The sequence below is a fragment of the Paenibacillus filicis genome, from assembly GCF_038070315.1.
Taxonomy (GTDB): Bacteria; Bacillota; Bacilli; order Paenibacillales; family NBRC-103111; genus Paenibacillus_G; species Paenibacillus_G filicis.
On record NZ_JBBPCC010000031.1, the window covers coordinates 25,075 to 49,514 of the forward strand.

The window sequence follows — 24,440 nt, forward strand, 5'->3', positions numbered from 1 at the left end:
CTGCTCTATCGCAAGCTACAGGCAGGAGGTGTTAGGCTTGAATCCACAACAGGAGAACGATAGCTTTAGAGCGGAGAGCTCGATCGAGCTGGGCAACGGAACCGGGATGGATTATACGAAGGATTTTATTTATGGGAGCGACCAAAGCCAGTATGCCGAGCCGGAGGAGGCTGGGGAAGAAATCGAAGGGTAAGCGATTCAGGTTGACTCTCGGCAGCGACGGGTGAATAATAAAGAGAAAGCCGTATTTGCGAGGGAGAAGATGCGTATGTCGCTGGTGTCGGAGCTCATGGAGCATAACCGAAAATTTGTGGAGCAACGAGAATACGAATCTTACTTGACGGATAAGTACCCGGACAAGAAAATTGCGATCCTGACCTGCATGGATACGCGTCTGGTTGAGCTACTTCCCAAAGCACTGAATCTCCGCAACGGAGATGCCAAAATTATCAAAAATGCCGGTGCCATTCTTACCCAGCCTTTCGGCAGTGCGATGCGCAGTATTCTGGTCGCTATCTACGAGATGGGCGCGAGAGAGGTACTCGTCATCGGTCATTACGGCTGCGGGATGACTAAGCTCGATGCAGGCGCCATGGTAGCGAAATTCCGGGATCACGGGATTTCCGATCAGGTGCTGTCCACGCTGGAGCATTCGGGGATTCGCATGGAGCGGTTCCTGAGAGGCTTTGAAAGCCCGGAGGAGGGCGTGCTGCACAGCGTGAAGATTATCCGCAATCACCCGCTGATGCCGGCTGCCATTCCTGTTCATGGCTTCCTGATGCATCCTGACACCGGCGGGCTGGAGATTATTGTCGAGGATTACCGGGAATCCGCTGCGTTGTAACCCCATACGTTCAGGAGTATGCAAAGAAGCCTGTCCGCTACACATGCGGGCAGGCCTTTTTTACATGGCTGGCTGCTCACGCAGGCAGCCGCGGACACTCAGAACAAGGCTTCAGACTGGCTTGCCTGCTTCATCCTCTTCCTTGAGCTGAGCCTCTACTTCGATAACGTCGGGACTCGTCGCCGCCGCCTCCCCGAAGAAGTCCTGTAGCTTGCCGACCGCCTTCTGCTTCACACCGCTATCGATGCTCTTCGACACAGCGCCCAGCGCAAGCATCAGTGCTCCCAGGTCATCGACGTATCCGACGGTTGGCAGCAGGTCCGGTACGATGTCCAGCGGCAGGATCAGATAGCCGAGCGCACCGTAAATCTGGACCTTGGCTCTCAAGGGCGTATTCGGGCTTTCCAGCGCATAGAACAGCAGCAGGCCGACATAGACGACCTTCATGCCCGCCTCACGGGCATACTTCGCCAGCTTGGACCAGAAGCCGTCCACCGAGAAATGCTTCTGATACTTGGATGCATCCATCCCGCTCACGCCCTTCAGAATGATTTATTTATTCGGGTCCATCAGATCGAGAAAAGCCTGCGGCAGAGCAAATTGCTGATTGCTGATGACAATCCGGTTATCCCGGCTCTCAGCCGCCTCGGATTGCTCTTCCTTGATACCCTCGACTTCCTTATGCAGGCGTTCCATCTGACGATCCAAAGCGGAAGCCGCATTGGCAGCCCCCTTCAGCTCTTCGAGCAGACGGGCCGGTACGGTCTGGTTATCCTGCTTGTACTTATAATAAATCTTGTGCTCGAGACTCGCCCAGAAGTCCATGGCGATGGTACGGATCTGCACCTCGATGCATACGCGCTCCTGCCCGTCGGACATATTCACCGGCACCTCGATCAGCAGATGCAGGCTTTGATAGCCATTCGGCTTCGGATGGCGGATATAATCCTTTTCTTCGAGCACCGTGAGGTCCACCTGATTCTTAAGCATATCACTGATCACGTAAATATCCGCCAGGAACGAGCAGGTGATGCGCAAGCCGGCAATATCCTTGATGTGATCGCGGATCCCCGGGAAGGAGATGTCCCCTCCCTTGCGATACAGCTTGTTCAGGATGCTCTCCGGGGATTTCAGCCGCGACTTGGTATGCTCGATCGGGTTGTATTCATGCAGGAATTGGAATTCCTCCACCAGCACGCCGATCCGTGTTTCCATCACATCGAGAGCGAATTTATACATCATCATAAACCGCGTAATTTCGTTTCTAAATCGTTTCAACTCGTTCATCGAAAGCTGATTCATTTCGTTTAGTTCCTTCCCTATTCCCATTTGCTTGGAGGGTTTGGAGCGCCCGCCTCTTTAGTTTAAAGCACGCCTGCCATGGGATGCAAATCTCCCCAGACGGCCGCCCTGGCAGCAGAGCATCAGCTCTTGTTCGTATCGACATCAATGATATCGAGCAGGAAGACAAAGATCGGAATCCCGAGGATCAGCCCCCAGATGCCGAGGTAATGCTCGGAGAACAGCAGCACGATAAATGTATAGAACATCGGGAGATTCATTTTGGAGGACATCAGCTTCGGATTCAGCAGATAGCCTTCGAGGAAGTGCAGCACGGCAATCATCGCCACGACGTAGATCACTAGCATATACCCGCCGATATTGTAGGCGATAATGCAGAGCGGGGCCAGGGAGATCACGAAGCCGGCTACCGGAATCAGACTGAGCAGGAAAATCATGATCGCCAGAGCGAAGAGGTAAGGGAACCCGAGAATCCACAGACCGATGATGGTAAACACGGTATTGAACAAAGCGATCAGAACCTGCGCCTCGATGACCTTGCCGAAGGATAGAATGAATTTTTTGCCGAAATATTCGAGCTCATGGTAGAACCACGACAGCTTGCTGTCCCTGAGCCTGGAGGTAAAGGCCACGATGCGGGTTTTCTCGAGAATAAATACAAAGCTTAGAATGATCGCCAGCACGAAGGTTGTCCCCCAATTGCTGACCCTCAGGATATATTCGAAGCCCTGCTTCATATAGGATTGCAGGTTGAGGTCCTTCACATTCTTGTAGATATACCGGGAGAATTCGTCCTGGGGGGCGGGCATGTTCGTTAAGCCGATCAGAATATCCGCCAGCTGTTTGACTTGACCGATGACCTTAGGGAGATAGTTCACAAGCGCCAGCACGAAGCCGGTAATGAGGGCCGCATAGAGCAGCACAATAATAATCTTGCTGTTGATCGTCACATACTTGCTGATCCTGCTCGTGATGGCCCGTTGAAGACTGTTCATGATATAGGCAATCAGGAACGTAAGCAGCACCAGGTTCATCATATCCCGGATACTGAATAACAGCAGGCAGATTAACAGCAGAATCAGGAACCGCCGTACCGTCATATTCTCAAAAAATTGTTTCAGGTTTTCCATCCCATCATCTCCACTCAGGCAGTCCGCTAAATTTGTCCTATAGCTTAGTCTACCGCAAGCAAATTACTTATAGCAACTCACATTGAAAAAGCTTTTTCAACCAAGTTCCAGGAGACCTTCATGGAAAGCCCTGCGGGAGCGATCCAAGCAAAAAAGCCGGTCCGCCGCTTAGCGGAATCCGGCTTTCTCAGACGTGTAATCGGCCCCTTCTGCCTCCTCGGCCTGCTTCCGGCCCACCAGACTGCGCAGTCGGACATTCAACGGCTTCTCAACCAGCCTGTAGAACGATAGCCCCAGCAGAACAGCGGCTACTAAGGACAGGCCGATCGCAGCAGGACGGCCGATCTGCTCCGGAACGCCCGTGCCCCGGAACAGCTTATCGACAATCGACAGGAACGGAAGACTCGTCAGCAGGATCGAATATGAAGCATCACCCAGCGCGACCAAGGGCTTCATGTAACGCGATCCCGTCGCCTGCAAGCGTGTTATTCCTGCCAGAAGAACCGACGAGGCTGCCATATAGAGCAGATCCGTATAGGGCAAGCCGGGGGTTCTCAGGAACAGCAACCACAGCAGCGGGTAGGCCGCAACCCCGATCAGCAGCCACCATCCGCTCCAGCCGCGGATCAGCTTCCTCTGTACAGCGTAACCTACCAGCATGCCGCAGAAAAATTCCAGATGAACCGGATTGAAGAGAAATTGGAGCAGCACCTGCTCCTTAACGTGAATCAGGCCGAAAGCATTCAGCAGGATAACCGTAAACCAAGAGGAAAACAGCGCCGCTGCCGATTTCTCCTTCAGCACGAAGAATAGTGAAAATACCAGATAGAAGAACACGACATAGCTCAGCGACCAGGCTACGCCCATGACCGGAGGAACCCCCTGCGGCCACAGCAGCATCGACTTCAGGATCACACCCGGCTGCCGCTCGTGACCGAGTCCGAAGGACGGGAACAGGAAGTAAACCGGCGTCAGCACAAACATCAGGAGCCAGTAAAGCGGATAAATCCGGATAAAGCGCTTGAGGAGAAACCTCCCCGCCTCTTCATGCCGGGTAAATCTCCCATGGTAGATCGTATACATCAGATAGCCGGTCAGCACAAAAAAGAAGGTGTAGGCGCCTGACTTGCCCAGCCCGCTCACACCCAGGAAGTTGTATTGATAGTAACGCTCCCCCATTTGTGAGGTATGAAATAAAGCCACCAGCAGAACGGCCACGCCCCGGGCCGACTGAATGGGGGCTAACTGATTAGTCGATTTCATGTTGGCTCCAGCCCATTCCTTGACTTGATGATTTCTTGACTTTTCCATCCTCTCATAGGAAGCTGACCGTAGGCTGAATAACGTATGAAAATAACCTTAAAATAACCTTAAAATAAGATTGGAAAACAAAAAGCATCGGCTATGTTTCGGCCGACGCTTATATAACAGATCAGTGCCCTTGCCATCCTTGTCATTCCTTTAGCTTATGCCCGTTCATCGAAAAGCGCTGAACGGAATTTCGAACTGCGGGATTCCTTCTGAATACGGCGTATACTCATATTGGCTGAAATAAATCACCAGAGCTCCGTGCTTCAGGAAATAATCCCGGTTGGACTCGATGGTCTCGAACGGCTGCAGCAGCGGAAGATTCCGTTCCCGGATCTGGCTCTGGATGGCCTTGTCGATAATCGATACGTACTTGCTGTTCCCTTCAGCAGCCTCCTGCAAGCTCAGCAGACGGCCTGTCGACAGATCGAACGTGTAAGGGTCACGCACCGTCATCCCATGCGCTCCCCCCGTGTAGCTGTAATAGTCGAAATACAGACTAAGCCTTCCCTGCTCGTTGTAAGTCACGGTATAACGGCCTTCGAGGGTGACCGGAGGGATGCTGTTCTTCGGATTAGCTGCCGCTGCCCCCTTGTTGTCCTCTGCCGCTGTGGCCAGCATCAGACGCCCTGCCGCTGCCTGTGAATCGGCCTCTTGCTTCAGGAACGCATTGATCTTATCTTGAACTCCCTGATCTCCCAGCCGCGTAATCTGCGGATAGTAGATGACCAGGGACTGCTTCTCCTTCTCCTCCGAGATCTTCCGAGTCTCCACGGACAAGATATTCTCCGGGATCGTCTCGATATGCACGGAGCGGGTCCCCGCATCGTAAGAGATGCCGTAGCCCATGCGTTCCAGCAGAAACCGGAGCGGGAGGTAGGTAGAACCATCCTGCACAATCGCCGGCAGTCCATAGACCGGCTGGCTATTAAGCGTATACTTATCTAGAGCGTCCAGGCTGAACGTCAGCGTGCGGCCTCTGCCGCTCACGGTCACCAGACGCTTTCCCGGATCCCAGCCTGTATCCAGACCAAGCCGCTCGTTCAATGCCCGCAGTCCGATATACGTATCTCCCTGCACAAGCACGGCCGGGACAGCCGTCCCTTCTCCGTCGATGACCACCGTCATGGGGGCAATAGGCAGCGCAGCCGATTCGGCTGCATACGCCTGAGTTGAGGCGAGCCCAGCTGCTCCGGGAGCAGCTATGACAGTGATGGCAGCGGCCAGCGCCAGCATGCCTTTTCCCATACGCCGAACGGAACGTGACGGCATCCCCCCGCCGTATTCTCTTTCCTGTGTCTTTGCCTTGAAGCCCATGTCCTATTCCTCCCCGGTTCGGATGCAGCACGCCTGACGACGCGCCTTAGAACTTATCTCTACTAAACTAGACGAACCGTAAGCCAGACGAGTTACTTGAAAATTTATCCTTATCGTCCTTTTCATTCCCTGGCTAAAGTATAGCGTGAAACCCTACCTCCGGGTAGTGTGCTGTAACAAATATCACAGACAGCCGCTTCCTTTTATCGGACGATAGAGGTAGAAAAAGCATGGAGTCTTGGAAAGGAGCGTGGGTATCATCCGAGAGCATATCATCCACTTCAAAGTCATCCGCGGCCAGGAAACCAAGCTGCTGCGCGGCCTGATCTATCTGGAGGATGGGCAGCAGCCTACACTCCAAGATTTCGAGCGCTGCCTGCGGGAATGCGGCCATCAGGTACAGCTCGAGGACCCGGAGCAGTGCGTCTTCCGGGCTTACGATGAATCAGGCGTGGAATACCTCATCGACGTGCTGGAAAATTACCAGAAGCCCAGCAGAGATCCTCATGCTGAGAGCTTGGCCAAAAGCTTCATCAAGCCAGATCCGTTGCTATGATCCTTGTAGACGCACGAAGCCGGGCCCCTTCCGCATGACAGCGAGAGGGGCCCGGCTTCGTAGGTTATGGCTAGACCCTGACCGGATCGAAGGTTACAGGTAATTCCTTGTAGCCGAAGACGAACGACCCGGGCGTCCGTGTCAGTTCTGCACCCGCGTCCAGGTGTAGATGCCTGCACCGCTGCAGCAGCGCTTTGACCGCAATTCTCGCCTCCAGGCGAGCCAGTGGAGCCCCGAGGCAGAAATGAATTCCCTGGCCGAAGGCCAGATGAGGATTCGGCTTCCGGTCCGGGATGAACTGGCTCGCGCCAGCAAACTTCGCCTCATCCCGGTTGGCCGAGCCCATCCAGACGACCACCTCCTGATCGGCTTGGATCAGCTTGCCGTTCAGCGTGATGTCCTCCACTGCCCGGCGGCTGAGGCTCTGGATCGGAGATCGGTAGCGCAGCGACTCTTCCAGCGCGGACGGCAGCAGGTCAGGTTCGGCATAGAGCCTCTCCAGCGCATCTTGATTCTCCAGAAAAGTCAGCAGCGCATTGCCGATCAGATTGGTCGTCGTTTCATTACCGGCTACCAGCAGCAGCAGACAGAAGCTGAGTAGCGACGGCATGTCCAGGTGCTCATTATCGATCTTGGCCCGCAGCAGCTCAGAGACAAGATCGTCCCCCGGAGCTTTTCTCCGCCACTCGATCACCTCAGTGAAATAGCGGTACAGCTCTTCGGCCGCTTGCTGCTTCACCTCGGTCAGCTGCTGAACGGTTTGCCCCGAGGTCGGATCCACAGAAGCTACCAACCGATCGGACCAGTCCTTGAACAGCTCGCGGTCTTCAGGCCGGACCCCCAGCATCTCTGCAATGACGATGACGGGCAGCGGGTAGGAGAAGTCTTGAATGATGTCCATGTGTCCTGTCCCCGCCACCTTGTCCAGCAGCTCCCCGGCTATGGCCCCGATCCGGTCCGCCTGCATGTCGATAGACTTCTGCGTGAAAGCCTGATTCACGAGACTGCGGTACAGCTTATGCCTCGGCGGGTCCATTCCGATCAGGCTGGATACTGGACCTTCCGTCGAGGTCCGTGAGGAAAAATGCTTGTAATCGCTGAGTACTTGGTGCACCAGCTCATAGCTGAAGACATCCCAAGCCTCCCGCTCCTCGTCGTAATGAATACCTCCGCTATTCCTCATCGTCTCATACCATGCATAGGGTGACTCCGCTCCGGCCAATCCCCGCGGTGTAATAAATGCACGTTGAGTTCTCCTTGCCGTCGATTTATTCATGACAGGCTTCTCTCCTTTGGCTCGATTAAACAGATAGACATGCTCTTATTACCCATCCGATTCCCCGTCTAAGCCTGCAAGTCTCCTTTACTCCGCCTGTCCTATCATACACAGCCGGACACCGTGCTATCCTTCGTCCAGGCTGCTGCCCAATCGGGTTGCGAACGATCCGGCCTTCATGTTATGATGGACCTACTTTTAGGAAACGGAGGGGTTAGCTGTGGTAGATTTTATCCGGGTTCGTTCTTTGCGCGGCTAATTGAATAGCGCCAAGATCTCTGTCTGTGTACAGAGGACTCAGGATAGATCTGTCCATTTAAAGGTAACCCTAATTCAACTCTACGCGAAGAGGCGGCCCGTTTTACCTGCTTCGCTACCTTTAGACTGGCAATGGGACGTACATCAGGTGGCATGTCAGATGGATTCAACCGGTAGAACGGAGCATGGTTTTCCGTCTATAGCCGGCTGGAGCCATTAGCTGTGCTTCCATTGATGTGACGACCATGATCAGCCCGCAGGCACCCGTCTACCCATCCGGGCTTTTGCGGGACTTTCACTGAGATCCTCTTCATGTGCTGAACACACAGGCAGACTGCCTGTGTGTTTTTTGTTTGTTTTTGGTTCAACCCCACACGAGAGGATGATTTTCTATATGGAACAATCGCAAGCGAACGCTATTATTGTCGGCATACAGCTTCAGCATCAGACCGACTTCGCCTACTCCATGGAGGAGCTGCGCAATCTGGCGGCCGCCTGCCAGGTGGAGGTCGTCGGCGAGCTGAGCCAGAAGCTGGACCGCATCAACCCGTCCCATTATATCGGCAGCGGAAAGATCGAGGAGCTGAAGGCTCTGCTGGAGGAGAGCGGCGCCTCCAGCGTCATCTGCAATGACGAGCTGTCCCCTTCCCAGATCCGCAATCTGGAGGGTGCCCTGGACTGTAAGGTCATCGACCGCACGATTCTGATTCTGGATATTTTCGCGGAACGCGCGCAAACCAGAGAAGCCCAATTGCAGGTCGAAGTCGCCCAACTGCAATATATGCTGCCGCGTCTGGTCGGACTGCGGGCCTCGCTGGGCAGGCAGGGCGGCGGCGGGGGGGCCGGCTTCAAAAACAAAGGCTCCGGGGAGACCAAGCTGGAGCTGGACCGCCGGAAGATTGAAGAGCGCATATCGGCGCTGCAGGACGAACTCGAGAAGCTCGTCGCCCGCCGCCAGACGCAGCGGAAGCAGCGGCACAAGAACGAGGTTCCTGTCATCTGTCTGGTCGGCTATACGAATGCAGGCAAATCAAGCCTGATGAATGCCGTGATCGATACGTATCATCCCGGTTCGGGCAAGCAAGTGCTGGCCAAGGATATGCTGTTCGCCACACTGGAGACATCCGTACGCAGCATCGAGCTGCCAGACCACAAATCCTTCCTCCTGACGGACACCGTCGGCTTCGTCAGCCAGCTGCCCCATCATCTGGTTAAGGCGTTCCGTTCCACGCTGGAGGAGGTGTCCGAGGCCGACCTGCTGATTCATGTGGTGGATGCCTCCAATCCGGAGCACGAGCAGCAGATTGCCGTCACCGAAGACACGCTCCGCCAGCTCGGAGCCGACCATATTCCGATGATCTACGCGTACAACAAGGCAGATCTGACAGATCATGAGTTTCCACAGGTAGTGGATGAGCGCCTCTACTTGTCGGCCCGACTAGGTCGTGGGATCAAGGAGCTTACCGTCATGATCGGGGACCGCATCTTCGAGGACTATGTGCAATGCGAGGTTATCATCCCCTACGACCAAGGCAGGCTGGTTGCGTACTTCAATGAGCATGCACATGTGCGGGCCACAAGCTACGAGGAGAACGGCACGAGGCTGGAGCTGGAATGCCGGACCGCCGACTTGGAGCGGTATAAGGAGAATTTGATCCGGTTATAACAGGCAGAGCCCTGCATTTCTGGGGAATGCCAAGAGACCTGGTCCGCTGAATCGGATCAGGTCTCTTTTCTCTTTCGCGTCAAGCTTAGTTCTGGGGATAGGCCATCGCCGATCCGCAATATTCGCAAGCCGACACTTCGCTAGGCTGGAGCACGGTTCTAGAGCCGCAGCCAGGGCATTCTACCGTCTTGGGAGCGGGAGGAGGGGCAGGCTTCTCGGCCTTGAATGCTTGATCCGGGGAACTTACTTGCCAGCCCCCCAGGCTTCCTGTGGAGCCAATCACATGGACTTCCACCTTAGACGAAAACTCAGCTGCGGCTCCGCTCATCTGCCTAGGCGACCATGCAGCATTCTCGAATACAAGCGTCCGGGAGTGGGGATCGATAAAGCAATCCTTGAACAGCCCGAGGTTGATCATCCTGAGGAGATCATTGGTGACGACGGCCGGACGCTGCAAAGTCATCTCAGCCAAACTGTCAATAGAAGTGATTTTCTCCACATGGACGAGATTCCGATAGCGAACGTAGGAGTCGCTCAGTCGCTTCAGTTGATTGCCCGCTCTGATTCTTAAGGCTATACCAGGTACAAGCAGCAAGAGAATACAGGCCAGATAAACCGAAAATAACGGCTTATTATCCCCTGCAAGCTGGATGAAATAGGAGAATGAGAAGATAACAAAAAGGACGAGAAGCAGCTTGCCTATGTATTTGGAGTCTATATATTTATGAAACCTGAGGTTTCGGTGGCTTACTAACCGAATAAGAATCATGAGAATCGCCAAGGGGAAAAAGAGCAGCATAAAAATACTTATCATGCCATTCTTGATCACAGGTGTATCGTTCTGGTACAAAAGAATATCCTCCCCTGGTTTGAGTGATGATGACGTCAAGCCCCGTAAGCCATCTCAGATCCGCAGTACTCGCAGGTGCGAGTCTCGCCGGGCTTCAGAACCACCTGAGATCCGCATCCTTTGCACTCCGCTTGTCGAGGCTGCTGCGGAGGCTTGGGTGCGCGAGCAGACCGAACTACCTCGCTCTGGGCGGTCTCGAGCACAGGAGCAGCCTGAGTCTGTTCATCCACCCGTACCTCGCGGTCCAGCCGAATTTGTCCCGTTGCAAAGTCGATCCAGCATCCCGGCAGCATGGCCTTCTGCTGCATGCGCATCAAATCATTCGTGACAAGCTTGGGTTTTTCTTGGATGAGCTCTATCATATGGCTGACACGACCGATTCTTTGCTGGAAGATCATGTTCTTGTATATCCGGTAATCCTCTTCCATCTGAATCCGCAAACGCTTGGATTTCTTCAAGAAATGGACCGCAATCAAAAAAGGAGATAGGAACAGAATGATAGACAGGATGAAAATAAAGGCCATATCCTGCCCTTCTGAACCCCAGTAGCACAGAACAATTAAACCCAGCCCCACCAACAGAAACATGAATCCGAGAGACTTCCAGTCCTGAATCCGCTGGTACCTCAAGTTCCAGTGACAAAGCATCCGAATCACCATGAGCAGAAAAGCCACAGGGAAAAAAACCACAAACGTTCCCCATATGATCCAGTTCGGAATCACGGGCTTATCACTTTTATACAATCCCTACTCCTCCATTCCTTCCTGCTTGCTTGATTCAGATCAACTCGATGATTTGAGCGCCAGCAGCTCGCTGTTGCGCTTGATCAGATCGGCCATGATATCGCCGACCAGTTGCTGGGACAGCTTCAAGACCTGAGCGGTGTCCTCTTCCCGGCCGAGCTGCCGCACGCAGCGCTCTAATTCGTTAATCTGCCAGAGCAGGCTTTCTTCGAGCACCGTCATCGAGGGATGTGAGATCGGATCACTGTAGCGGACGCGCTCCGTCAATTCCTGCGCCTTCTTCTTGAGTGGGGCAGTTTCGGGCCGCCCCATGCCTTCGAGCAGTTGCTCGACGACCATCGCTCCACGAAGCATCTGCTTGATCAGGGCGGTTTGGACGGCACGGTTCTCCTCGTCGCTAGTCACTTCATGCTTATAGTAAGTCGCTGCCAGCAAGCCGATAATCCAAAGGCAGAACGTCACAAAGTGAAGAAGCGCATAGCTAAAAAAGGAGATGCCCAGCAGCAGCCAGGCTATAAAGGTATAGGCTAACACGGCTGTACCATACAAGAACGTCATAGTTAAATGCGACCATACCGCCGGATGAGCCCTTCTGCGCCGGGAATTCCCCAGCGTGCTGAACAAGGCGGCTACCTCAGCGATAACAATTGCCGTCAGCGAGACCCACCAATGGCCCGTCGGCAGCGTCCACGGCTTGTAGCTGATGAAGATGCCGAGCGTCATAATGAGAAGAACTGCAAAAATACCCAAGGATAAATTGGCATAAAAACGTTGATTGCTCATAGACTCGCCCTCCTTACGTCAGCTTATTGCCGCATTCCAGGCAGAATTTCTGTCCAGGCTGCACCGTATGCTGGCATTGCTTGCAGGTTAGGATCAGACTCGATCCGCATTCGTGGCAGAACTTCCCCTTCTCCGCTACAACTCCGCAGTTCGGACAAATGATGCCGAGCGGCGTCCTGCAGGCCTTGCACTCGGTCGCATCCTTGGCGTTGTCCGCCTGACAATTCGGGCAAGGACGGTACGCATCCCCGCAGTTCGGGCAAAACTTGGAGCCCGGAGGCATCGGCTTCCTGCACTCATCGCACATCACGCCGGTATGGCCCAGCCCCTCCGCGGGATTCCCCACGATCTGGGAGAACGTCTGGCCGACCGCGGTACCGAGTCCCTGCCCCAGTGACTGGCCGAGGCCCAGATCGAAGCCCACATCGCGAAGCGGGCTGCTCGTATTGCGGGCGGCATTCTCCAGCGTATTGAAGGTTCTCTCCTGCTGATAGGTATAGCCCATAATATCCATCTCCGCTTTCTTGGCGAGCGCTTCCCGAACCCGGTTGATCGCCGGATCGTCGGGGAAGTTGATGGAATCGATCGTAAAGTTAAACAGACGCAGTCCATATTCTTCAAATATAGATCCGACCCGCTCTTCCATATGCTTGGCAATTTCCGTCACATAGGCATGAATATCGAGCACGCTAATTTTTTTATGAATCAGATACCCCGAGATGATCTCCTTCATATTCATCAAGAGGATGCCTCGGAAATAGGTACCCAGCGCCTCCTGATCCAGTGCCGGAAGCGTACCGACCAGCTTCAGCAGAAGCTTGCGCGTATCGACAATCTGAACGCCGAATTGTCCGAACGCACGCACCGAAACGATCAACTGAAAGCGCGGCTCCTGAAGCTGAATGGGACTAGCCGTCCCCCACTTCATATCCATCCGGTTCGTTTTGTTCACAAACCATACTTCCGCCTTAAACGGCGAATCGCCCCCGTAAGGCAGGTTCATCAGCGCAGACAAAAACGGAATATTCTGCGTGGACAGCGTATGTCTGCCTGGTCCGAAGAGATCCAGCGCCTGGCCGTTCTTGAACAGAAGGGCCTCCTGCGTCTCATGCACGATCAATTCGCTCCAAGTAGCCAGTTCATCACTAGGATATTTCCAGACGAGCCTATCGGGCGGACCGTCAAACTTCAATACATTCAAAATCGCCATGAGCGTCCCTTCCTCTTCTGTCGAAATTTCCCTGAATATCTATTGACTTAACTATACTACGAAAGTCTGATTTTTGGGATTCATTTTTGTGCCACAAATGGCCAGATGATCCGGATGTCCACATCGAAGAGCATCGTCTCTCTGCGGGCGATGCTCCTTTTCACCTATACAGCTTAACTGAGGCTTTGGCCCTTACTTCGACAGCTCCATAAAACCTTCTCCGAATACGTCCCTTACATCGTGGATCGTCAGGAAGGCGTCCTTGTCAGCGGCCTTGACGATTTTCTTCAGCGTGGACACCTCCTGCTTGCTGATCACAATATAGAGGACTTCCTTGGTCTCCTTGGTATAGTAGCCCTTCCCCTGCAGGACGGTGACCCCCCGGTTCATCACCTGATTCACCTGCTCGGCTATCCGGTCCTGATGCCTCGAGATGATCGTCACCGCCTTCTTGGGATTCAGGCCTTCGATCATAAAATCCATCACTTTCGTCCCGATGTAGAGCATGACGATCGTCAGCATCAGCCGCTCCACCCCAATTATGAAATACGAAGCGAATACGACTAGCAGGTCAAAAAACAGCAGCGCGTAGCTGACATTCCAATCCAGATATTTATTGGCGATCCGGGCCAGGATCGTCGTGCCTGCGGTGCTGCCTCCGACGCGGAAGATCAGCCCGATCCCCATCCCGCCCAGGATTCCTCCGAATACAGCGTTGACCATCAGCTCGCTGGACGCGATGCTCCAATCCCTCGTCAGATGCAAAAACAACGAGTTAAACAATACCGCGACAACGGTATAAGCAATCGTCCACTTGTCCAAAAACCTGTAACCGATGATCAGCAGAAATGAGTTCAGAACCAGACTGACCAAGCCCGGTGACCATTGAAACATGTAATACAAAATAATGGAGGTACCCGTCACGCCGCCCTCTCCGAATCCGTTCGGAATCACGAAGAGGTTTACGGCCAAAGCGAACAATAACGCTCCAAGCACGAGGAAACTGATATCGTGAGTTAACTTTTTCAGCATATTTACCGTCTCCACTTCCGCACAGTCATCCTTTTTATCATAGAGCACAGCCTGGAACTCCGGCAATCCCCCTTCTCATCCCAAAAAAAGAAAAAGCACCGTCCGCGGCGGACCGTGCTCCTTCCTTCCCATATTGACCGATTACCTCTGCAAATGAAACGGCACCGTCGCGACCACAACATCCTTCTTGGTCATCAGATACGTGCGCAGCAGCAGTCCATGCTGGTTATGCAGGATATTCTCCCACCAATGCTTGGTTATAAACTGCGGGATCAGCACCGTGATATGGTCGGTATCGGCCGTCTTCCACTCGACCGTGTCGATGAACTTCATGACTGGCCGGATGATACTCCGGTAGCTCGAACGCAGCACGATCAGGCGGACACCCGGGTTCCACTCCTCCCACTTCTTCTCCATCTTCTCGATCGACTCATCGTCGAAGCCCACATAGACGGCGACTACATTATCCGTCAACGACTTGGCGTAGCCGATCGACTGCAAGACCACCTTGGTGACGCCCGCCACCGGGACAACGATGGTACTGCCCTTGATCACCGGCTTATCCTGGGACGGATCAATACGCAGCTCATCCGCGGTATTGCGGTAATGATGCTGCACCCGGTAGAAGGCCCCGATCACCAGCGGCAGGAAAATAAACACCATCCAGACCTGCGAGAACTTGGTCACGATGAAAATCAAGGTAATCCCGAGCGTCGTCAGCATGCCGATCGTATTGACCACGAAGCGGGATACCCAGCCGCGCGGGCGCAGCTTGATCCAGCGGATCATCATCCCCAGTTGGGACAGCGTGAACGGGATGAATACACCTACCGCATATAGCGGGATCAGGTTTTCCGTCTCCCCGTGAAAGGCCACAACGAGCAGCGCCGAGAAAATACCAAGGAAAATGATACCGTTGGAAAAGCCAAGCCGATCCCCTCGGGCCATGAACGCATGCGGCATATATTTATCCTTAGCCAGCATGAACGCGAGCAGCGGAAAGGCGGAATACGCCGTATTGGCGGCCAGGAACAGAATCAGGGCCGTTACCCCCTGGATGATGAAATATAGCCATCCTCGCCCGAACGTAGCGGCCGCGATCTGGGACACAACCGTGTTCTCCGGGTCCGGCTTGATGCCGTACCAGTAAGCCAGCAGGCTGATCCCGATAAACATGACCCCGAGGATCGTTCCCATCATCACCAGCGTGGATGCAGCATTGCGCTCCGCCGGCTGCTTGAAGTTCGGGATCGCATTAGACACCGCCTCCACCCCCGTCAGCGCAGAGCAGCCGGAGCTGAATGCCTTCAGCAGCAGAAACAGGCTGATGTGCGACACCGTTGAGCCGAGCTCCGGCACCGCCGCATGAATGCCCCCGGTCAGGTACTTGATGACCCCGGAGGCGATCAGGACGAAGACTGCAATGACGAACAAATAGATTGGAACTGCCAGAACGGAGGCCGATTCCGTCACCCCGCGCAAATTCATCACCGTCAGGAAGACGATCATCACAAGCGCAATCATCACACGGTGATCATGCAGAGACGGGAAAGCCGACGTGATCGCATCCGTCCCTGCGGACGAGCTGACCGCAACCGTCAGTACATAATCGACCAGCAGCGAGCCTCCGGCCAGCAGCCCGGACGGCACGCCCAGATTGTCCTTGGCTACCACATACGCCCCTCCCCCGGCGGGATAGGCGAAGATGGTCTGGCGATAGGACAAAACCAGGATTAGCAGCAGGCCGAGCACCGCCGCCGAGATCGGGATGGAGTACCAGACGGCTGCGAAGCCTGCGGCCATCAGGACGATCAGAATTTGCTCCGTTCCATAAGCCACGGAGGAGAGGGCGTCCGAGGATAACACGGCCAGCGCCTTGAGCTTACTCAGCTTCTCTCCTTCTATTTCGGTGCTTTTCATCGGCCGTCCGATCAGAAGCCGTTTCCATCTGCTCATAATCATAGCGTTATGTCCTTTCTTTGAACCCATGCAAAATGTTAAGCTCCATCTTGATGTCAGGTTGCCTCACTTGCTAACTTACCCATATTCTAACGCAACGCATCGCGAATACAATGGCCTTGTGCCGATTTGACTTTTTCTTTAGAATTGCCCGAATGGACGGGCTCCATCCCGGTTATGGACGGGAGATATCCGCCCCTGAACGCTCCATAGCAAAAACACGCCCTCCATATCTCATGAGGGCGTGTCCAGGGAATCTTAATTTTAGTTGCCAGCACCGACGGTTTTGACCAGGATGTCAAGCTGCTTTTCCAGATTCAATCCATCCGTCATCCAGAATTCCTTGTAATTCAGCAGATAAACATGCTTCTTGCCAACAGCCGGGATGTTTTTCCATACCGGGCCTTCCATCAGCTCCTTGGCACGCTCCTTGCCTCCAGCAGGCTCATACACGGTTATAAACATGTGATCGGCCGCATACTGCGGCAGTACCTCCAGGGAGATATCCTTGGCCTGGCCCGTATCCACGATGTCGGCTTTGATCTTGTCCTGCGGCTTCAACCCGAACATCTGCAGGAGATTGTAGTTGGCATCCCGTCCTGTCGGCCATACCCATATGTTTTTGGCCCAGATGGAGTAGCTCCCGACCGTTTCCTGCGGTCCGATCACCTTGGCAATCTTCTCCTTCGCTTCAGCGGCCTTCTGCTTGTAGCGGGCGATGAAGGCGTCGGCTTCAGCCTCCTTGCCGATCAGGCTGCCGATCTTCTTCAATTCCTCCAGCGGATCACCGCCGCTGAAGCCGGACGACACGATGGACACCGTTGGTGCGATTTTCGACAGATTCTCGATATTCTCTGCCGGCAGGTAGCTCGGCACGATGATCAGATCGGGCGTCAGCTCCAGCACCTTCTCCATCGACACGTCGCCGACGTTGACGACGCCCTGGAGCTCTTTCTCCAGCAGCACCGAATTCTCGAGGGCGAGAGAGCCGGCTCCGACCGGCTTGACGCCAAGCGCCAGCAGGTCTCCCAGGAAGGTGATGGCTACGATCCGCTTGGGCTGTGCAGGAACTTCGATCTCACCGTTCTCTCCCTTGAACTTCTTCGTGGTTGGCTGCTGTGCGGTCTGTTCTGCAGGCTTGGGATTCGCTGCCTCCTTGCCAGCAGGCTCAGCCGGAGCACTGCTGCAGGCTGCCAGCAACAGCGTAAAGATCACGATAAGCAAGCCGGGCTTGCATACATAAGTAAAGCGGGACATAAACACCCTCCTGATGATAATGATTATCATTTTCTACGATTTTCTCATTCTATCAGGATATTAAGATTTGTCTATGTCAGAAAGTCATTCCTTTCATGCACGAAAACACCAAGGTTCTCCGTCATTCAGTACACCAGACGGTCGAGAAACATCCGCTTCTGCAAGGGGAGCTGCCGGATCAAGGACAAGACATCGCTCGGATAATATAGCAGCTTGTCGATGCGGTAGATTCGTCCATGCCGGTAGGCGGGCAGCGTCTCCCAGATGGGATGCGCTAGCAGCTTCTCCGCTTCCCGGTCACCGTCCTGCACGGTAACGACCATATGGTCGGCAGCATACTCCGGTAGCCGCTCGATCGGAATCTGCCGGACCGTTCCTCTTCCCAGAACGTCGCTTCGGATGGATGCCGGAGGGCTGAGGCCCAGCGACTTGTACAGGTTATAGCCGCCCCGGCCGTGGAACTCATTGAGCAGCCAAACTCCGTTTCTGCTGACCTCATACAAGCCGACCGTCTCGTCCGGACCGAGTACGCCAATTAGCTCTGCGCGCGCTTGCCCCGCCTCCTCCTCGTACCGTGCTGTGAAAGCCCTGGCCTCCTCCTCGCGTCCCAGAATCTCCGCCAGCTGCCTGAAGCGGTCGAACGGGTCGCCGTAAGGCAACAGCAAGATCGGAGCAACCCGCTGAAGCTGCCGGACCAGCTGCGGAGCGAGCCAGCTCGGGATAATAATCAGCTCCGGTGCGAGCTCCAGCAGCGGCTTCGCCGACTGCCTGCCCACATCGGGGACACCGGCCAGCTCTTCTTTCAATAAATAGTAGCTGTCCAGACCGAACGGATAGGAGGCCCTGACCGGACGGATGCCGAGCGCCAGCAGACTGCCTACCCAGTCATAGACGACAATGCGCTTGGGCTCGCGGGCATAGGCAGACGGCGACAGACCCGTCACCTGCTTGAACTTGCGGCTCAGATACAGGCCGTTCGAATACCCGACATCGCGCGCGATCTCGTCCAGCGTGTGCGATGAGAGCAGGAGCTGCTCCTTGGCCTTTTTGATCCGGATATCGGCCAAATATTCCGCAAAGCCGAGCCCGGTCTCCTTGCGGAATAGCACGGAGAATACCCGTGGATGGAAGCCTGCCATGGCTGCCATCGCCTCCCGTGTGATATCCTCCCGGTACGACTGCTCCATATGCTCGATGACCGCCTGAATCCATGGGTCCGGCTGACCCGGCATAGAGCCCCGGCTGCTCTGAAGCAGCTGCAGCAGCTCGTACAGCAGCTTATGCCGGAGCATAGCGTCCTTCTCTGGAGCATGCCCGCGAAGCTTCACCAGTTCCTGCGCCAGCATCAGAATCCGATAGGGAGATTCCTGAGGAAGCAGCCCGTCCGCGTACCACGGCTCCCTCGTCTCCCGGTATACGACCCGCTCATCCTCCATCTCCCCTTCCAGCAGCCGCTGGAAGCAGACGAGGTGAATAACCAGATCGTGCATCGGCAAACTGCGAAGCTCCAGCATCCGGTCCGGATTGCAGAAGATCACCGCCTCCTGATGAATGAGCCATTTTTTCCCGTCGATGAACAGCTCGCCCTTGCCCTTGGACACCGTGAGCAGCACATACGTGTCCGTCCACCATCTGAAGTCCGGATCACCGGCCAGCAGCCTCTCCTCATACGCATCCTTGTAGCGATACAGGCAGCTCATGTCTCTCACCCTGCTCCCTTGACGGCTTAACCGGTTTCTTTCCTCCATGATAGCAAAAAAAATCGAAAACCGCCTTCCGAAGCGCTTCGGGAGACGGTTAACGGCCGATCAGGGACACAGGCAGCCCAGCTTGCAGGACGGCCGGAATTTTTTCACTTCATACCACTTAGGCAACCGCCCTTCGTTCATGGCGGCTGAAACGTGTCTCCAGCTTGGCGAACAGCTTCTCGCAGCCCCAGCAGATGATCCAGTAGATGATCGATGCATCCACATACATCTCGAGGTAGCGGTAGCCGTCCCCAGCGATGATTTTGGCCTGGGCCATGACCTCCAGCACCTTGATGGCGAAGGCGAGCGACGTGCCTTTGATCAGATTGATGAAAATATTGCCGAGGTTCGGCAGCGCGACGACCAGCGCCTGGGGAGCGATGATGCGCAGCAGTCCCTGGGTCCCTGTCATGCCGACGGACAACGCCGCCTCCATTTGCCCCGCCTCGGTCGAGCTGAGCGCCGCCCGGATCACCTCCGACTGGTACGCCGCCGAATTGATCGTGAAGGCAAGCATCGCGAACAGCAGCGGAGACATCTCCTGCACCGGCAGCTGCCAGCCCCACTCGCGGTTCACAGTCTCCAGCAGCAGCGGAAACCCATAGAAGACGACATAAATCTGCACGAGCAGCGGGGTGCCCCGGATGAAAGATACATACAGCGCGCATAGCCGGTCCAGTACGGGCACCCGATACAGGCGGCATAATGCGATTAGCAGACCTATGACCGTACCGAGCAGCATCGAGAAAACCGCCACACCGATCGTTGCAGGCACACCCCTCAACACCTCGGGAAATTTCTCGATGGCGAAGGCCAGACTAAAGCTGTCCAAGATGTGATTCTCTCCCTTCCTCCGTTACCGCGCAAGTCCCGCATGGCCCCTCTTATACACCTTTTCCAGACGCCCAAAGCCCTTCTCAATGATGAGGCTAAGCATCCAATAGATCAGGGATACGAGGATATAGACCTGAAAAATATTCGCGCCATAATTGTTGCCGATGATGATCTGCACCTGCCCCATAATGTCCGTAATGCCGATGGAGAAGGCCAGTGAGGTTTCCTTGAGCAAAATGATCACCTGATTGCCCATGCTGGGAATCGCAATGCCGAAGGCCTGCGGCAGGATGATCCGCCAGAGCGACTGTCCGAAGCTCATGCCCACGCTGTACGCCGCCTCCTGCTGTCCGCTGCCAACGGCGAGATAAGCCGAGCGGATGACCTCCGAGAAGAAAGCCGCGCTGTGCAGCGAGAAGGTAATGATCGCGAAGATCAGCTTATCCCAGCCATTCACATCGATCCCGATAAGCTTGAGCAGCTGCGGGAGCCCGTAGTAGACGAGGAACAGCTGAACGATCGTCGGCGTGCACCGCATGAACGACAAGTAGAACGTAGCGATGGCATAGGGAATCCTGCGCTTCTGGATGCGGACAAATGCAATGAGCGCCCCAAGCAGCAGACCGAACACCAGCGAGGCGAGCAGCATCGTCAGCGTGACCGGCAGCCGCTCGGCTATGCGCAGGAAAAGCTTCAGCGTCGTTTCGATACCGCCCTCGCTCATCGCTGTCATTTATCCTTACGGAACTGATAGCCCTGCTGCACATACTCCAGGCTCTTGTAGACGTCGATCTTGAACCACTTCTCCGACAGCTTAGGCAGCGTGCCGTCCTTGATCAGCTCCACCGTAGTCTTATCGATCTTCTGGGCCAGCTCGGTCTGATTCTTATTAAACAGCAGGTACACCGGCTCCTTGGAAATGATCCCGCCGATCTTCACATTCAGATTCAGCTTCTTCACCGCATCCTCGAAGTGATTGACATTGATAAAGTGGGCGTCGTACCGGCCAGATTCGATCAGCTTCAGATCCTCCGCCGGCGTCGTCTTCTCCACGTCCTCGATCTTGATTTCCTTGCCTGGGTGCTTCAGGTTGTAGTCCTTCAAGATATAGCGGAAGCCGGATACCGGCGTCATCGGCACCAGCTTCTTGCCGACCAGATCGTCCAGCGTCTTGATATCATTGCGATCGGGTTTCACCGCGAGTGCCGTGATCGAGTACCCGAACTCCTGCTGAGGATACAGGTACTTCTTCTCCCGCTCCGGATTCTTGAACCAGAAGTTGGCGGCGAACGCGTACTTGCCGGAATCCGTGCCGATCAGCTGGCCTTCGTTATCAACGGCCTCGTATTCGAATTTATACTCGGGAAGCTTCTTCTCCAGCTCCTTCAGGTAATCGATAATGAAGCCCGCAGGCTGGTTTTTATCATCGAGGAAGCTGAACAAAGGTACCGGTACGGTGTTGAGCGCAGCCTTAACTACCTTGGGGGCAGGCTTCGCCACAGGGGCGGAGCCGCCGGTTGCCGGAGCTGAGGCGCCTCCCGAAGCGGGTGCCGCTTTGCCGCAGCCGGACAGAACGGTGAGCAGCAGCATGGCGAAGGCGAGAATAAGGGGAAAACGTGCGGTTTTCATATAGAGGTTCCTCCTACGAATGTGTAATTGGGATTTGGGCTTGCTCTGGCTGTTCACGCCGCCATCGGTTAACCGGGGGCTTCAGCCCCAGATGCTCACGAAGGGTGTGTCCGGTGTATTCGGTGCGATAACGTCCCCGCTGCTGCAGAACAGGCACGACATGGTCGACGAATTCCTCCAGCCCGCGCAAATAGTGGGACGGCATAATGTTGAACCCGTCGCAGGCCCCTTGGTCGAGCCACGTCTCCATCAGATCGGCCAACTGCTCCGGCGTACCGGCGAACGTATGATGGCCGCCGGCCGAGATCACATGCCGGCTCATCTGCCGGACGGTCAGACCTTCGCGCTGGCCCAGATCCTTGAGCAGCTGGAGGCGGCTTTTCTTGCTGTTATTGGCTTCCGCATCGATCTCCCAGTATGGGAACGGTCCGTCCAGCGGATAGGACGACAGGTCGATGTCCAGCGTACCCGCCAGGATGTTGACGGCCGTCTGTGGGAGCACCAGTTCATTGAAGTACGCTTCCTTCTCCTTGGCCTCCTGCTCCGTTGACCCGATAATGGGGGCGAGTCCCGGCAGGATATGAAGCTGGTCCGGACGGCGGCCATAGGATTGCACCAGACCCTTCAGATGAGCATAGTACGCCTGGGCCTCGTGCAGATCAACCTGGGCGGTGAAGACGACCTCGGCCTTCTGAGCCGCGAACTTTAGCCCGCTCCCGGAAGAGCCCGCCTGGAACAGCACCGGATGCCCCTGCACCGGGCGCGGGATATACGAGCTGCCGCGGATGGAGAAATACGTACCGTGATGATCGATATCATGCACCTTGGCCGGATCGATGTACGGTCCGGAGGTCTGCGCGGATGCTGCGGCATCCTCCTCCAGGCTGTCCCAGAGCTTCATCGCGACCTCCGCGAATTCATTCGCTCTCTCGTAGCGCAGCGCATGATCCATATGGGCATCCTTGCTGAACTGAGCCGCGATCAGCGGGTCCTGGGAGGTCACCATATTCCAGCCGGCACGACCCTTGCTCAAATGATCCAGCGTGGCGAACCGGGATGCTGCGTGAAACGGATCATTGTAGGTGGTCGACAGCGTGCCCGTCAGACCGATCCGCTCGGTCACAGCTGCCATCACAGACAGCAGCGTCACCGTATCCAGCGTTGGAATCGTCCGCTCTGCGGCTACCTTCCCCAGATGCTCCCCGATCGCAATCTGCTCCAGGACGAGGATCGTATCGAACCTCCCCCGCTCGGCCAACCTGGCGAAATCCTGGTAGAAGGCGATGTCGAGCAGCCGGTCGGCCTGGGTTTCGGGATGCCGCCAGCCGCCCATATGCTGGCCTGCATTGAGCATAAACACGCCGAGATGCAGTTGTTTTTTGCCATTCTCACTCATGCTTGCACACCTCCCGTGCTTCTTCGTCCGCCCGAAGGGTCTGGCAGTCCCAGATGGTCCCGCAGCGTAGTTCCTGTGTAGGCGGTGCGGAACAGCCCCCTTTGCTGCAGCAAAGGAACGACCTCGCGCGCCACCGCATCCAGTCCATCCGGCAGCAGGGCCGGAAGGAGGTGGAACCCGTCGCTGCCGTACGCGCTGTACCAGGCCTCCATCCAGTCGGCCAGCTGCTCAGGCGTCCCGATGAACACTTGCGTGCCGGTCAGCTCCAGCGTCCGGGAGCTCAGCTCGCGCAGGCTAAGCCCTTCGAGGCCGGCTGCCTGGGCTGCCTCCGTCAGGGCAGGCACCGGAGGCGGCGGACCGCCCTGCGGATACTTCGTCAGATCAACCCCAAGACGGTCAGACAGCAGCGCAATCCCTGCATAAGGATCCGTCAGCTCGCGCAGCTCAGCGGCTTTGTGCAGGGCCTCCTCCACGGTCCCTGCGAGGATCGGGGACAAGCTGGTCAGCACCTTACGCTCGTTCGGGAAGCGGCCCTGCCGTGCAGCATTTCTTTTCAGCGCCGCATACTGCGACGCGGCCTCCCCTAGCGAATATGGCGAGCTGAGGATCAGCTCCGCCTCGGGGTCCGCTCCTGCGCTCAGGCCGAAGCGAACCGGGTGTCCCTGCGGGGGCCTCGGGATGCTTAACGGGCCGCGGACCTTGAAGTACTTGCCGATATGGCCGATGACATGCACCTTGTCGGAGTCGATATAAAGGCCGCGTTCGCGGTCGGCGATGACCGCCCCTTCCTCCCAGCTCTCCCACAGACGCGCTGCGACGTCTGTAAATTCCTGCTGCCGCTCCGCGCGCTGCTCCGGCGTCCAGTCCGGGTTGTCGGCATGGCTGCGCCTCGGCTCGCCATGATCCCCTGTGCTTGGCAGCCAGGCCGTCCGCCCGCCGCTGAGATGGTCCAGCGCCGCCAGCTGCCTCGCCAATGCGAACGGCTCCAGCGCCGTGGTCGATACAGCCGCGCCGAGTCCGATGCGGCGGGTCACCGACGCCAGCCCGCCGAGCAGCGTCAGCGGCTCCAGCAGCAGTCCTGGCTCCTGTCCGCTCGCCCGCAACCGCTCGCCGACGAAGGTATGATCGGCGATCAGCAGATCGAAGAGTCCCTGCTCGGCGGTTTGCGCCAGACTGTACAACGTGTCTGGGGTATGAAGCCTGCCGGCCCCGGATGCGGGGTGACGCCAGCTCCCCGGATGATAGCCCGCACCCTGTATGGATACGGATAGATGGATGTGACCTGTTCTTTTACCCATGCTGCTCGTTATTCCCTTCCTGATAAGTAGGCCTGATAAGCCTC

General features: G+C 55.8%; 23 protein-coding genes. 4 read left to right on the plus strand and 19 right to left on the minus strand.

What is annotated here, in order from left to right:
• Positions 1–37 precede the first annotated feature (37 nt).
• Together WMW72_RS31855 and WMW72_RS31860 are read left to right on the plus strand one after the other, a co-directional pair.
• Complete coding sequence (locus WMW72_RS31855; protein WP_341419636.1) at positions 38–193, plus strand: hypothetical protein; 156 nt, start codon at positions 38–40, stop codon at positions 191–193.
• A 75-nt stretch (positions 194–268) separates the two neighbouring features.
• Positions 269–844: a beta-class carbonic anhydrase gene (locus WMW72_RS31860; protein WP_341419675.1), complete on the plus strand. Its 576-nt coding sequence runs from the start codon at positions 269–271 to the stop codon at positions 842–844.
• Between the two features lie 111 nt (positions 845–955).
• On the opposite strand, the gene WMW72_RS31865 is transcribed toward WMW72_RS31860, so the two are convergent.
• The 5 genes from WMW72_RS31865 to WMW72_RS31885 form a co-directional block, all read right to left on the minus strand.
• Positions 956–1,372, minus strand: coding sequence for a YkvA family protein (locus WMW72_RS31865; RefSeq protein ID WP_341419637.1), 417 nt, complete (start codon positions 1,370–1,372; stop codon positions 956–958).
• Positions 1,373–1,396: 24 nt separating this feature from the next.
• Positions 1,397–2,146, minus strand: a complete 750-nt coding sequence (locus WMW72_RS31870; protein WP_341419638.1) for a GTP pyrophosphokinase — start codon at positions 2,144–2,146, stop codon at positions 1,397–1,399.
• 122 nt (positions 2,147–2,268) lie between these two features.
• Positions 2,269–3,276, minus strand: a complete 1,008-nt coding sequence (locus WMW72_RS31875) for an AI-2E family transporter (protein ID WP_341419639.1) — start codon at positions 3,274–3,276, stop codon at positions 2,269–2,271.
• 168 nt (positions 3,277–3,444) lie between these two features.
• Positions 3,445–4,539, minus strand: a complete 1,095-nt coding sequence (locus WMW72_RS31880; RefSeq protein ID WP_341419640.1) for an acyltransferase family protein — start codon at positions 4,537–4,539, stop codon at positions 3,445–3,447.
• Positions 4,540–4,752: 213 nt separating this feature from the next.
• A complete protein-coding gene (locus WMW72_RS31885; protein WP_341419641.1) occupies positions 4,753–5,901 on the minus strand; it encodes a PdaC/SigV domain-containing protein in 1,149 nt (382 codons plus the stop codon).
• Positions 5,902–6,151: 250 nt separating this feature from the next.
• Between WMW72_RS31885 and WMW72_RS31890 the strand changes: the two genes are divergently transcribed.
• Positions 6,152–6,457 (plus strand): hypothetical protein, encoded by a 306-nt coding sequence (locus WMW72_RS31890; RefSeq protein WP_341419642.1) that lies wholly within the window; start codon positions 6,152–6,154, stop codon positions 6,455–6,457.
• Positions 6,458–6,527: 70 nt separating this feature from the next.
• Here WMW72_RS31890 and WMW72_RS31895 read toward each other — a convergent pair whose 3' ends face one another.
• Positions 6,528–7,733, minus strand: coding sequence for a cytochrome P450 (locus tag WMW72_RS31895; protein ID WP_341419643.1), 1,206 nt, complete (start codon positions 7,731–7,733; stop codon positions 6,528–6,530).
• A gap of 652 nt (positions 7,734–8,385) precedes the next feature.
• On the opposite strand from WMW72_RS31895, the gene hflX reads away from it, so the two are divergent.
• Entirely contained in the window at positions 8,386–9,657 is a 1,272-nt protein-coding gene (gene hflX, locus WMW72_RS31900) for a GTPase HflX (RefSeq protein WP_341419644.1), read from the plus strand.
• Between the two features lie 85 nt (positions 9,658–9,742).
• On the opposite strand, the gene WMW72_RS31905 is transcribed toward hflX, so the two are convergent.
• The 13 genes from WMW72_RS31905 to WMW72_RS31965 all read right to left on the minus strand — a co-directional run bounded on the left by WMW72_RS31905 (position 9,743) and on the right by WMW72_RS31965 (position 24,396).
• Entirely contained in the window at positions 9,743–10,507 is a 765-nt protein-coding gene (locus WMW72_RS31905) for a hypothetical protein (protein WP_341419645.1), read from the minus strand.
• A 35-nt stretch (positions 10,508–10,542) separates the two neighbouring features.
• Complete coding sequence (locus WMW72_RS31910; protein ID WP_341419646.1) at positions 10,543–11,250, minus strand: hypothetical protein; 708 nt, start codon at positions 11,248–11,250, stop codon at positions 10,543–10,545.
• A gap of 39 nt (positions 11,251–11,289) precedes the next feature.
• Positions 11,290–12,033 carry a hypothetical protein gene (locus tag WMW72_RS31915; protein WP_341419647.1) on the minus strand — a complete coding sequence of 248 codons (744 nt, stop codon included), beginning with the start codon at positions 12,031–12,033 and terminating at the stop codon, positions 11,290–11,292.
• 13 nt (positions 12,034–12,046) lie between these two features.
• Positions 12,047–13,243: an SPFH domain-containing protein gene (locus tag WMW72_RS31920; protein ID WP_341419648.1), complete on the minus strand. Its 1,197-nt coding sequence runs from the start codon at positions 13,241–13,243 to the stop codon at positions 12,047–12,049.
• A 192-nt stretch (positions 13,244–13,435) separates the two neighbouring features.
• Entirely contained in the window at positions 13,436–14,272 is an 837-nt protein-coding gene (locus WMW72_RS31925) for a YitT family protein (protein WP_341419676.1), read from the minus strand.
• Positions 14,273–14,416: 144 nt separating this feature from the next.
• Positions 14,417–16,234, minus strand: a complete 1,818-nt coding sequence (locus WMW72_RS31930; RefSeq protein WP_341419677.1) for an APC family permease — start codon at positions 16,232–16,234, stop codon at positions 14,417–14,419.
• Positions 16,235–16,498: 264 nt separating this feature from the next.
• Positions 16,499–17,491 carry an ABC transporter substrate-binding protein gene (locus tag WMW72_RS31935; RefSeq protein WP_341419649.1) on the minus strand — a complete coding sequence of 331 codons (993 nt, stop codon included), beginning with the start codon at positions 17,489–17,491 and terminating at the stop codon, positions 16,499–16,501.
• A 125-nt stretch (positions 17,492–17,616) separates the two neighbouring features.
• A complete protein-coding gene (locus tag WMW72_RS31940; RefSeq protein WP_341419650.1) occupies positions 17,617–19,239 on the minus strand; it encodes a helix-turn-helix domain-containing protein in 1,623 nt (540 codons plus the stop codon).
• Between the two features lie 118 nt (positions 19,240–19,357).
• A complete protein-coding gene (locus WMW72_RS31945; protein ID WP_341419651.1) occupies positions 19,358–20,071 on the minus strand; it encodes an amino acid ABC transporter permease in 714 nt (237 codons plus the stop codon).
• Between the two features lie 24 nt (positions 20,072–20,095).
• Entirely contained in the window at positions 20,096–20,806 is a 711-nt protein-coding gene (locus tag WMW72_RS31950) for an amino acid ABC transporter permease (protein ID WP_341419652.1), read from the minus strand.
• Positions 20,803–21,702, minus strand: a complete 900-nt coding sequence (locus tag WMW72_RS31955) for a transporter substrate-binding domain-containing protein (protein WP_341419653.1) — start codon at positions 21,700–21,702, stop codon at positions 20,803–20,805. The genes WMW72_RS31950 and WMW72_RS31955 overlap by 4 nt, the downstream gene beginning before the upstream one ends.
• Positions 21,703–21,715: 13 nt before the next feature.
• A complete protein-coding gene (locus WMW72_RS31960) occupies positions 21,716–23,098 on the minus strand; it encodes an LLM class flavin-dependent oxidoreductase (RefSeq protein WP_341419654.1) in 1,383 nt (460 codons plus the stop codon).
• Entirely contained in the window at positions 23,095–24,396 is a 1,302-nt protein-coding gene (locus WMW72_RS31965) for an NtaA/DmoA family FMN-dependent monooxygenase (protein WP_341419655.1), read from the minus strand. Before WMW72_RS31965 ends, WMW72_RS31960 begins: the two co-directional genes overlap by 4 nt.
• Between the last annotated feature and the right edge of the window lie 44 nt (positions 24,397–24,440).